Genomic DNA, 10,716 nt, shown 5'->3' on the forward strand with positions numbered 1-10,716 from the left:
CCAGATCTCCACCAAGGCGATCAAGGTTTACGTGTTCAACAGCCAAAACAACACCCCAGATGTGCAGACCCAGGCCGACGCGGCCAAAAAGCAAGGCATACCAATCACGACTGTGACCGAGACCCTGTCGCCGGCAAACGCGTCGTTTCAGGATTGGCAATCCGCGCAGTTGTCTAGCCTGGCCGTCGCTCTGCACACGGCGACCGGAAAGTAGATGACCGGCGCCGTCCCCGGCCACCGCAGCCAGGCTGTCCCAGCCCCGGTGAACGACGGGATCGTGGTCGGGATGCGCGGCGCCTCGGCCGTGGTGGGCGGGACGACCGTGTGGTCAGAGGTATCCCTTGACATCGCCGCCGGTGAATTCGTTGCCGTGCTCGGACCCAACGGCTGCGGAAAGTCGACGCTGCTCAAGGTGCTATTGGGGCTGACACCATCGCACGGCGTGGTTGAGGTGCTGGGTGCGCGCCCCGGCCGAAACAACAACCGGATCGGGTATCTGCCGCAACGACGCGCGTTCGATGCCAGCATGCGCATCCGCGGCATCGACGTGGTGTCCCTGGGGTTGGACGGCGCGCGCTGGGGAACGCCGGTACCGTGGCTGACCCGTGTGCTGAGGCCGCGAAGGTTCGCGGAACGGCGACGACGGCTCGCGCACGCGATCGAGGTGGTCGGCGCCGCCGGATATGCCCGCCGCCCGATCGGCAGCTGCTCCGGGGGCGAACAGCAGCGGCTGCTGATCGCGCAGTCCCTGATCCGCCGACCGGAACTGCTTTTACTCGATGAGCCGCTCGACAGCCTCGACGTACCGAGCCAGGCCGGGATCAGTGCGCTGGTGAGCAGCATCTGCCGCCGCGACCGAGTCGCCGTTGTGATGGTGGCCCACGACGTGAATCCGATCCTGCCCTACCTGGATCGAGTCATTTACATCGCCCGCGGGTCGGCCGTGATTGGAGCGCCCGAGGAGGTAATCACTGCCGATCAGCTCAGCGCGCTCTACGGCATCCCGATCGACGTGCTCCATGACCACGCCGGGCGCCTGTTCGTCGTCGGCCAACCCGACGCTCTTCCGGCGCAAACCGCTGGGACGCTTGGATGAATCCGCAGCTGACCTGGAATCTGATCACCGACGTGCAGCAGATGTGCGCCTACCCTTTCATGGTCACCGCGCTGCGCGCCGGTACCGTCGTCGCCGTTCTCGCCGGCGTTGTCGGCTGGGTGATGGTGCTGCGCAAGGAAAGCTTCGCCGGGCACACCCTGGCCATCGTCGGCTTCCCTGGCGCCGCCGCAGCGGCCTGGCTCGGCACGGCTACCGGCTACGGCTACTTCGCGGCCTGTATAGGCGCCGCGGCGGCGATTGCGCTGCTGCCCGCGTCGAACCAGGCGGGCCGCCTGACCGGATCCGGCGACGAATCCGCCGGGATCGGCACGATTCAAGCGTTCGCATTGGCGACCGGCTTCCTGTTCGTCAGCCTCTATCACGGATTCCTGTCGGGATTGACCAATCTGCTGTTCGGCACCATCGCGGGGGTTAGCTCCCAGCAGGTTGGCGTACTGCTCATCGCCGCACTGGTGTGCCTGGTTGTGCTGGCCGCGATTGGGCGCCGACTGCTGTGGGCCTCAATCGACCCCGATGCCGCCGCCGCCAACGGCGTCCCGACCCGACTCGTCGCCGGGGTGTTCCTCTTGGTGCTCGGCGCCGCCGCTGCCGGCGCCAGCCAGATCACCGGCAGCCTGTTGGTCTTCGCGCTGCTGGTGGCCCCACCCGCGGCCGCTTTTCACTTCACCGCCCGTCCCGCGTTGGGCATTGCGCTCTCGGTCTTCATAGCGGTCTCCGTGACCTGGTTAGGCATCGGCTGCGCGTTCTATTCGCCGTATCCGATCGGCTTCTGGGTGAGCAGTTTCGCGTACGGCACCTATTTGTTGGCCGTCGGCTACCGAGGGGGCGTCGAGCGGAGCCTTCAGCGGATCGACCGACGGCACCCTCCGGCTCGCCCCGCAGTGGCGGCGTGACGATCATCGACGCGCACCTCAGCGCGTCGGGGCCACTGACGGGGTTGGCGAACATGCTGGGTCACCCTTTTATCGCCCACGCGCTGGTGGCCGGGACCGCGGTGGCGGTGGTGTGCGGGCTGGTCGGCTACTTCCTCGTGTTGCGCGGCCAGGTATTCGCCGGCGACGCTCAAGGACACATCGCCTATACCGGAGCCATGGCGGCGTTGGTGGCCGGGCTGGACCCCCGCATCGGATTGTTCGCCGCCACCATCGCCGCCGGAGTCGCGCTGGGTGTGATCAGCCGTCGCGGCGCCGACGACGTCGTGCTCGGCTCGTTTTTCTCCTGGATACTGGGGTTGGGCGCGCTGTTCTTGACTTACTACGCCACCCACGGCAGCGGCAACAACGGAACAGCCAACGTTAATGTGCTGTTCGGCAGCATATTTGGGATCAATGACCAGGCGAGGACCCTGGCGCTGGCCGTCGCCGCCGGATTAGGCGTCATGCTGATCGCGATCGCGCGTCCGCTGCTGTTCGCAAGCATCGATCCAGCCGTCGCCCAGGCTGCCGGTGTGCCGACCCGGTCGCTGAGCACGCTTTTCCTGGTCATTGTCGGGGTCACGGTTGCCGAGGCCACCCAGATCATCGGCGCGCTTGTCGTACTCGGCCTGCTCGCCGCGCCCGCGGCCGCTGCCGCACGCCTGACGGCCCGACCCTGGCACGGGTTCTGGCTGTCCGCGTTCCTGGCCGCGGTCGCGATTTGGATCGGCGTCACCGCCGCCTACGCCGTTCCAGCGGCGCCCGCCACCTTCACCATCATGAGCACCGCGGCAGCGATTTACTTGATCTCCGGCGCTATCAGCGAGCGCAACGCCCGCCCGGCCGGTGCTACACCGTAACTGAACGACCCCGGCAACGAACAGTGCTCGAGCCGGGAGTCAGTTCAGTCGGTAGCGGATCAGTCGCGAGCTGTTGGCCACCACCGCCACCGCACGATGCGTTGTGCAGGATTCGCGGCCAGGACGGGGGACAGGGCCAATCGGGGTCCTTTCGACGCTGTCTCGCTATTTGTTCGCCATCTCACGAGAGCCGGACGACACCCACTTGGCCGCACGGCTGCCGGAGATGGACTGGCGCAAACCTGGACTGGCCAGCCGCACGACTGCGTAGATCGCGAAGCTGATGCCGCTGATGAAAACGCTGGCTTTGACGTTGGGTCGAAGCAGGCCCAGCAGCAGCCCGCCGTCGGCGGCGATCAACGCAAATCCGATCGACAATGCGATCAGCACCGGGGTGCGCGCGGTGAGCCGGGTGGCCGCGGCTGCGGGCGTAATCGCCAGGCTAAGGACCAGCAGCGTGCCGACGATCTGAGCGGCTTCGGTGACGGTCAGCGCGAGCAGGTAGACGAACAGCAACCCCACCAGCCGGGTCGGAACCCCGCGCGCGAGTGCGACGTCGGGATCGACGGAGGCGAAGAGCAGCGGGCGGTACAGCAGTGTCATCGTGGCGAGCACGGCGGTTGCCACGACGATGAGCAGAGCGATCTGGCTGGGGCTGACGCCGAAGAGTTGACCGAACAATATGTTCGTGGCGGCCGTGGCGAAGCCCGTATACAGCGAAAGCAGGTACACGCCCACACCCAGCCCGAAGGCCAGGATCACCCCGATCGCGGAGTTTCGCTCGCGCGGACGGTCGCCTAGCAGCCCGATGGCGGTGGCGACGACGACCGAACCGAGCAGCGCTCCCAACACGGGATTCTTGGCGACGAGCAGGCCGGCCGCGGCGCCGGTGAACGCGAGCTCGGCGGTGCCGTGCACCGCGAACGCGAGGTCGCGGATGATCACGAACGGGCCGATCAGGCCCGCGGTCACCGCCACCAGGGTGGCCGCGATGAGGGCGTTCTGGACGAACGTGACGTGCAGATAATCCCACAGCGTCACCGCGCCACCACCTTGTCTTCTTGGTTGGCATGGTCGTCCGCGGTCCGCACTGCCTCCGGTGCGCCGACGATGATGATCCGCCCCTGCACGTGCAGCACGTCGACGGTGGTTTGGTACAACTCCGAGAGCCTGGCGCTGGTCAGCACCTCCTCGGGCGCGCCGATCGCCCAGCGGGTGCCCACCAGGTAGAGCACCCGGTCGACGACCCCCAGGATCGGGTTGATCTCGTGAGTCACGAACAGCACCGCAATGTCGGAGGCGCGGCGTTGCCGGTCGAGTGTGTCAACCACCTCAGCCTGGTATCTGATGTCCAGCGACAGCAGTGGCTCGTCGCACAGCAACAGCTTCGGGTTCCCAGCCAGGGCCTGGGCGATTCGCAGGCGTTGCTGCTCTCCTCCCGAGCACCGCCCGATCGGGGCGTCGGCGAAGCAGGACGCCCCGACAGCATCGACTGCCGTTTCGACCCGGCGACGGCGCCCCAGGCTGGGCAACCCGATTCCCCAGCGGTGGCCGTCGACCCCGAGCCGCACCAGATCGCTGCCCCTGACTGGCAGATCGTGTTCGAAGCCCCGCTGTTGCGGGACGTAGCCGATCGTGTGATTGCCGCGACGCGGCGGGGCGCCGCACACCCGTGCCGATCCCGACGACAGGGCGGTCAATCCGAGCAGGACCTTGACCAGCGACGTTTTGCCCGAGCCGTTGGGGCCCAGCACGGCGACGAACTCGCCGGGTGCCACCGCGAGGTCGACGTTCTGCCACAGCGACCGCGAGCCGTAAGCCAGCCCGGCGGCGGACAGCTCGACGGTCGGGTCGGTGGATTTGGGGTCGGCCGAGATCGTCATGTTTGGCTACTTTCCTAACGCGCTGGTGAGCTCGTTGATCTGCCGCAGTTGCCAGGCTTGAAAGTTCGCGTCGGTAGTGGGCAGCGTTTCGGTAACCCCGACGATCGTCAGTCCACTTTGCTGGGCGAGGGCCTTCAGCGAGTCGGTAGCCGGACTGGTGGCCTGGGCGTTGTACAACAGGACCTTGATCGCCTTATTCTTCACCGCGATGTCTATCGCCGAATTGTCGGCGGGGCTGGGGTCGTTGCCGTCCTCGATGGCTTGGGCGAACGAGGCGGGCGTGGCCAACTTCAAGCCGGCGGCGTCCAGGACGTAGCCCGGCACCCGCTCGGTGTAGCCGACCGGCGCGCCGGCGTACTTCGTTCTGATATTCGCGATCGCGGCGTTAATGGGTGCCAGGCTGTCACTGAACGCCTTCGCGTTGCCTGTAAAGATCCGGGCGTCGGCCGGGTCGAGCGCGCCGAGCTGAGCGGCGATCGCCGAGCCCACCTGGGGAACCTTGGCGATGTCATACCAGATGTGCGGGTTGGCGTTGGTCCCCGAAATCTGCATCACGTCGGCCGCAGTGAGCACTTTGCGGTCCGGGTTGGGCGAGGCGGACAGCATCTTTCCCATGAAATCGTCGTAACCCAGGCCGTTGACGATGACGAGCTGCGCGTCGCTCACCGCGGCAGCGGTTCTCGCGTCCGACTCGTAGAGGTGCGGGTCGGCATTCGGATCGGTGATCACCGATGTCACGTTCACGTGGTCGCCACCGATTTGCTTGGCGATGTCGCCCCAGAAATTCTCAGCGGCCACCACGTTCACCTTCGTCGACGACCCCGAGGACGGTCGCGAATGGGAACCACATCCGGCTAACGCCACGGCGACGGTCGACACGACGGCGATAACCCTCACCGTGGCATGACGACGCTTGCGGGCAGTCACATGGGGCTCCCGTTCGGATGGCCGATAAAGCGACAACGATTTTCATTAGCATAGGTGCTGCCGCTCCAGGGCGGAAGCCGAGCCGTCTTGCGATGCGCATGGCGGCGCGACCTGTCCGTTCAAGCGTCACGACATCGGGGGCAGGTCCCATAGAGGTCGATGTAATGAGAGACATCGGCGTAGTGGTGTTGGGTGGTGAGCTCCGTAGTGTGCTTTTCCAGGGCGGTCGGGGTGAACGCGACCGCATCGCCGCAACGCCGGCATAAGAGGTAGTGGCGGTGCTCGGACCCGGTGCGCAGTCGGTAGAGAATCTCGCCGTCCTCGGCGCGCTGTGTTTCGGCGATGCGCTCCTCGGCCAGGGCGTGCAGTATGCGGTAAACGGTGGTCAGTGCGATCCGGGTAGCTCGCTGCTGGCGGACCTCGAAATAGAGGTGTTGCGCGCTGCGGAAATTGTTGCCGCTGCTCAGCACGTCGAGAACAGCTTGGCGTTTTATGGTGCTTCGACGTCGTCCTGCGGGTGGCGCGGGCATGTCTGCGCTCCTTTACCGTCTGTTCCCATGGCTCCCGCCGGTCAGTGCGCCGTGATGGTGACCACGACTTCGTTCTGGTCGCTAAACGGGTGTCCGGGACCGTGCGTTACGGGCCGGCCTTCCTCGCCGGTGCTGGGCGTGGCGGCGACATCGCATATGCCGGCAGACCTATCCGAAAGCGAGAACAACACCGGTGGGGAGACTTGCGCCGCTGAGCGTATGCGATCACATAGAAATGATAATCGTTCTCAAAAAATTGGCTAGATGATGACGGCCTGCGTGCGGAATTCGACGAGGATGGGAGAGGGAAGGGCCCAGTAGCATGCCCGCCGGCTCGAGCCGGACCGGCGTCCAGCGGGCGAGATCGGCGAGCTCCATCGACAGGTCGAATCAGTCCGAGACCGGAACCAAGAATCCGCTCACGATCAAGGATCGGGCGAGTTCCACCTGCTGCTGCGCGGTGAGCCCAGGCAAATCGCCAACCCGAAACGGCATGGAGCTTGCGGAGATGAACAGCATCGCGGCTGCGTGATCCGCCCCCGCGCGCACCGACAAACCCGCAAACCGCAGCGCAACACCGCCGTCAACGGCCCGCACGCGAGAATAGAGCGGTTGGTACTTCCGCACCAGTGTTTCTCCGTCGATTCGGGCGGCGTTTGAGGCCGGCCCGAGTGGTGGGATTCGGCCGCGGCGGACCAGGCGATCCGCCAGTACGTCGAGACCTCTCGCGACGGCGCTCGGGTCCCCAACCGCTTTGACAGCGTCACGTAGGAGGTCGCCGAGCGTCGCCTGCACATCAGGGTCGTCGAGGTGCCGCGGCGGCAGATAGGCGTTCAGACGGTCGTCGTGGAATCGCAGCGCGGAAAGCGCCGCCATGGCAAGCGTGAGCATGGTGGGTGGGTGGAATCCGACGGTCAGATGAGCGGATGGCTCTGAATTCGTCTCGGCCGCATGAACTTGGCCACGCGGCAGGTACAGCACGTCGCCGACTTCGAGGCGCAAGTCGGCTCGCAACGGGAGGCCGTCGATGACAACAGCCTTGTTCTTTTCGGGTTGCAGCTCGCGCGGTGGGACGTCGGGGCCGTCGTACAAATGCCAAATCTTGGATCCATGGACCTGCAAGAAGAACACGTCGTGGTCGTCGTAATGGGGAATGAGCCCCTGTGTTTCGGGCGGGGTGATGTAGGCGTTGACCTGTATCGGGTAGTTCAGCTCGGCCTCGATGGAGTGGGCCAACGACGCAACCGCGCGCACGTAGCGCTCGACGCCGCCCAAAATGATCGTGTAGCCATCGGCAAAGTCGTTGCGCACGCGGACAAGGTTGAGGCTGCCGTCAGCAAGCCGGTAGCTGTCGGAGCCTGACTTCCTGTCTTCCCCCCTCAGCAGGTGCACCGTCGACGGGTCCCTGCGAAAGAGCTCCAAGAGTTCGTCAATCGCCGACGGCGACCGCAGCAGGCTATCGAAGTACCCCGCGCGGCAGTGCTTGACGTGGTAGTGCGTTGCCCCCCAAATCTCGTTGAGAAAGGTCTCTACCTCAAGGGGTTGAAGCAACCACGCGAGCGACGGTTCTATGGCTACTCCTCAGCAAATGTCGTCATGATGGGCCGGCGGCCGTCCCGCCTTAACGACATCCCAGTATGACGGACGGCCGGGCCGGACGGCTTGCAGCCGTGGCAAAGTACGCCATTACCGTTGCGCGCCATCGCAAAAGGCGCGTCGGACCGACGGCGTAGTGTGGGTCGGGTGCGAAGCGAAGGCGATACCTGGGACATCACAACGAGTGTGGGTTCGACGGCGTTGTTCGTAGCAACAGCCCGGGCGTTGGAGGCGCAAAAGCCCGACCCGCTGGCCGTGGATCCCTATGCGGAGATTTTCTGCCGCGCCGTTGGCGGTTCTGCGGCGGACGTCCTTGACGGCAAGGACCCCGACCACCAACTGAAGACCGCCGACTTCGGCGAGCATTTCGTCAACTTCCAGGGCGCCCGCACCAAGTACTTCGACGAATACTTCCAGCGCGCGGCGGCCGCGGGCGTGCGGCAGGTGGTCGTCCTGGCGGCGGGGTTGGATTCGCGTGCCTACCGTTTGGACTGGCCGGCCGCGACGACCATCTTCGAGCTGGACCAGCCGCAGGTGCTCGATTTCAAGCGTGAGGTCCTCGCGGGCGCCGGCGCCCAACCGCGCGCCGAGCGCCGTGAGGTCGCCGTCGACCTGCGTGAGGACTGGCCACAAGCATTGCGGGACAGCGGTTTTGATCCGGTCAAGCCGTCCGCCTGGATCGCCGAGGGCCTGTTGATCTACCTCCCGGCGACCGCCCAGGAGCAGCTGTTCACCGGTATCGACGGCCTCGCCGGCCACGGCAGCCACGTCGCTGTCGAGGACGGTGCCCCGATGAAACCCGAGGAGTTCGAGGCCGCTGTGGCCGAAGAACGCGCCGCCACCGCGCAGGGCGACCAGCGGGTCTTTTTCCAGCTCGTCTACAACGAGCAGATCGCGCCCGCCACCGAATGGTTCGGCAACCGCGGCTGGAGCGCGGTCGGCACGCCACTGGCCGATTATCTTCGACAGGTCGGCCGCCCACTGCCCGGCCCAGATACCGAAGCCGGCCCGATGATCGCGCGAAACACGCTGGTGAGCGCCGTTCGAGCCTGAGGGCTCAGAAGACCGCCGCCATCGCTGATCATGGCCGGTTTTTCATGAGTTTTCCATGAGTTGGCCGCGGGCCGGAACTTTCGCTTACCGCTGCCCGACTACTACCGGGCTAACCCGTACGCCGTCACACAGCCCAGGCGTTCGTTGGAGTAAGCCCGGCGAGGAGTCTTGGCCATGGCGCCATGCGTTTGTTCGCACGGATCGGTCGTTTGGGCGATTGTGGTAACGGGCGCGCCTGCATGACAGCACCGGTATGGATGGCGTTGCCGCCGGAGATACATTCCACGCTGCTGAGCAGCGGACCGGGGCCAGCCGGCTTATTGGCCTCGGCCGCATCGTGGAGTTCGTTGAGCGAGACCTATGTCTCGGCCGCCGACGAACTGAGTGCGACGTTGGCCGCGGCGCAGGCCGGGGCGTGGGAGGGGCCCAGTGCCGAGCGGTACGTGGCCGCGCACCTGCCCTACCTGGCCTGGTTGGTGCGCGCCAGCGCAAAGAGCGCGGCCGTGGCCGCCGAGCAGGAGACCGCGGCCACGGCCTACACCACGGCATTGGCCGCAATGCCGACCTTGCCGGAACTGGCCGGCAACCACGCCACACACGCAGCACTGATGGCGACGAACTTCTTCGGAATCAACACCATCCCCATTGCCGTCAACGAGGCCGACTATGCGCGGATGTGGGTCCAGGCGGCCACCACTATGTCCACCTATCAAGCGGTCTCCACGGCCGCGGTGGCGGCAGCACCGCCGACCGATCCGGCGCCACCGATCGTGAACGCCACCGACAGCAGCGGCGAAGACAGCGACGATACCGGCATCGTCGACAATGACGGCGGCAATCCATACCAGCTGAGCTGGTGGGTAAACCGCTTCCTCGAGATTTTCCAGACTATAGGAAAAGATTTGGCGGAATTTCCCGAGGACCCGGCCGACGCAATGGAGGATTTACTAGATGACATCTTCGGGCCCGCCGGACTCATTGCAGACGAGTTCACCCATCTCGGGGAGGCCCTTCAGGCGTTCCCCCAGCTCGCGGCCATTCCGCTCATCGTGCCCGGTGGATTTGCGGGAGGCATCGCGGGCTTGAGTCTGCTGGCAGGGATCCAGCCAGCCCCAATTCCGGCACCCGCCGCTGTGCCCGCACCGATGCCGCAGGCGCCCAGTGCGCCGGCCGTCAGCAGCGCTCCGGTCGTGAGCGCTGCTCCGGTCGCCGCACCGGCGCCGTCCCCCGTCTCGACTCCCGCTCCGGCGCCCGCCCCGGCCTCGGCCCCTGCGCCCGCAGCGCCGCCGCCGCCAGTGACCGGCGGCGAGGCCGTCGCCTTTCCCTATTTGGTCGGTGGCCCCGGCATCGGGACCGGCGCCGGCCTGGGCAGCGGCGCTCAGCGCAAAGCGTCCGAGCCGCGGTCCGATGCCGCGGCCGCGCCGGCCGCGGCATCGTTGTCCGACAGACAGCGGGCGCGGCGGCAACGTCGGGCGACGATGAAGGATCACTACCACGGCTACGAGTACGCGGATTTGGAACCGGACGATGGGCCGATACCCGATCCGGGCTCGTCGGTGGCATCGGATCAGGGCGCGGGGCCGCTGGGCTTCGCCGGAACGGCGCGGCAAGACACCGCGGAGGCGACGGGGTTGACGACGCTTGCCGGTGACGAGTACGGCAATGGGCCCTCGCTGCCCATGTTGCCGGGCAACTGGGAGTCCGATTAGCGGGAACTTTTCTGGCCCGTCAGCCGACTAGTGGCTGCGTTGTTAGTTCCGCCGGCCAATTCTCCAGGCGGTCGTCAAGCTCAATCCACTGGTGAGGAGTCGCTGCCATGGCCAGGCCGGCGTTGGA

General features: G+C 66.2%; 10 protein-coding genes and 2 pseudogenes. 6 read left to right on the forward strand and 6 right to left on the reverse strand.

The window, feature by feature from the left end; genetic code table 11:
• From A5760_RS27040 to A5760_RS24880, 4 genes and pseudogenes are all read left to right on the forward strand, one after another.
• Positions 1–214 (forward strand): annotated as a pseudogene (locus A5760_RS27040) (ABC transporter substrate-binding protein); the annotation flags it as partial.
• Positions 215–1,096 (forward strand): metal ABC transporter ATP-binding protein, encoded by an 882-nt coding sequence (locus tag A5760_RS24870; RefSeq protein WP_082279609.1) that lies wholly within the window; start codon positions 215–217, stop codon positions 1,094–1,096. It begins immediately after the preceding pseudogene.
• Positions 1,093–2,010 (forward strand): metal ABC transporter permease, encoded by a 918-nt coding sequence (locus tag A5760_RS24875; RefSeq protein WP_064885825.1) that lies wholly within the window; start codon positions 1,093–1,095, stop codon positions 2,008–2,010. Before A5760_RS24870 ends, A5760_RS24875 begins: the two co-directional genes overlap by 4 nt.
• Positions 2,007–2,891 (forward strand): metal ABC transporter permease, encoded by an 885-nt coding sequence (locus A5760_RS24880; protein ID WP_231122740.1) that lies wholly within the window; start codon positions 2,007–2,009, stop codon positions 2,889–2,891. Before A5760_RS24875 ends, A5760_RS24880 begins: the two co-directional genes overlap by 4 nt.
• A gap of 39 nt (positions 2,892–2,930) precedes the next feature.
• Here the strand turns inward: A5760_RS24880 and A5760_RS27860 are convergent.
• From A5760_RS27860 to A5760_RS24905, 6 genes and pseudogenes are all read right to left on the reverse strand, one after another.
• Positions 2,931–3,028, reverse strand: a pseudogene (locus A5760_RS27860) (hypothetical protein); the annotation flags it as partial.
• Positions 3,029–3,056: 28 nt separating this feature from the next.
• Positions 3,057–3,932 carry a metal ABC transporter permease gene (locus A5760_RS24885; protein ID WP_064885827.1) on the reverse strand — a complete coding sequence of 292 codons (876 nt, stop codon included), beginning with the start codon at positions 3,930–3,932 and terminating at the stop codon, positions 3,057–3,059.
• A complete protein-coding gene (locus A5760_RS24890) occupies positions 3,929–4,774 on the reverse strand; it encodes a metal ABC transporter ATP-binding protein (protein WP_064885829.1) in 846 nt (281 codons plus the stop codon). Before A5760_RS24890 ends, A5760_RS24885 begins: the two co-directional genes overlap by 4 nt.
• 6 nt (positions 4,775–4,780) lie before the next feature.
• Positions 4,781–5,572, reverse strand: a complete 792-nt coding sequence (locus tag A5760_RS24895; RefSeq protein WP_231122741.1) for a metal ABC transporter solute-binding protein, Zn/Mn family — start codon at positions 5,570–5,572, stop codon at positions 4,781–4,783.
• A 248-nt stretch (positions 5,573–5,820) separates the two neighbouring features.
• Positions 5,821–6,231, reverse strand: a complete 411-nt coding sequence (locus A5760_RS24900) for a Fur family transcriptional regulator (protein WP_064885833.1) — start codon at positions 6,229–6,231, stop codon at positions 5,821–5,823.
• A gap of 390 nt (positions 6,232–6,621) precedes the next feature.
• A complete protein-coding gene (locus A5760_RS24905; protein ID WP_064885835.1) occupies positions 6,622–7,803 on the reverse strand; it encodes a cupin domain-containing protein in 1,182 nt (393 codons plus the stop codon).
• A 171-nt stretch (positions 7,804–7,974) separates the two neighbouring features.
• On the opposite strand from A5760_RS24905, the gene A5760_RS24910 reads away from it, so the two are divergent.
• Positions 7,975–8,880, forward strand: a complete 906-nt coding sequence (locus tag A5760_RS24910; RefSeq protein WP_064885838.1) for a class I SAM-dependent methyltransferase — start codon at positions 7,975–7,977, stop codon at positions 8,878–8,880.
• Positions 8,881–9,119: 239 nt separating this feature from the next.
• Positions 9,120–10,589: a PPE family protein gene (locus A5760_RS24915; RefSeq protein WP_064885841.1), complete on the forward strand. Its 1,470-nt coding sequence runs from the start codon at positions 9,120–9,122 to the stop codon at positions 10,587–10,589.
• Positions 10,590–10,716: the final 127 nt, after the last annotated feature.

It is taken from the genome of Mycobacterium colombiense (assembly GCF_001665835.1).
Lineage (GTDB): Bacteria > Actinomycetota > Actinomycetes > Mycobacteriales > Mycobacteriaceae > Mycobacterium > Mycobacterium colombiense_A.

What these genes read in the sequence shown, in the direction of transcription:
- A5760_RS24890 (WP_064885829.1), bottom strand. Translation starts at nt 4,774, where the DNA reads ATGACGATCTCGGCCGACCCCAAATCCACCGACCCGACCGTCGAGCTG.
- A5760_RS24900 (WP_064885833.1), bottom strand. Translation starts at nt 6,231, where the DNA reads ATGCCCGCGCCACCCGCAGGACGACGTCGAAGCACCATAAAACGCCAA.
- A5760_RS24875 (WP_064885825.1), top strand. Translation starts at nt 1,093, where the DNA reads ATGAATCCGCAGCTGACCTGGAATCTGATCACCGACGTGCAGCAGATG.
- A5760_RS24915 (WP_064885841.1), top strand. Translation starts at nt 9,120, where the DNA reads ATGACAGCACCGGTATGGATGGCGTTGCCGCCGGAGATACATTCCACG.
- A5760_RS24870 (WP_082279609.1), top strand. Translation starts at nt 215, where the DNA reads ATGACCGGCGCCGTCCCCGGCCACCGCAGCCAGGCTGTCCCAGCCCCG.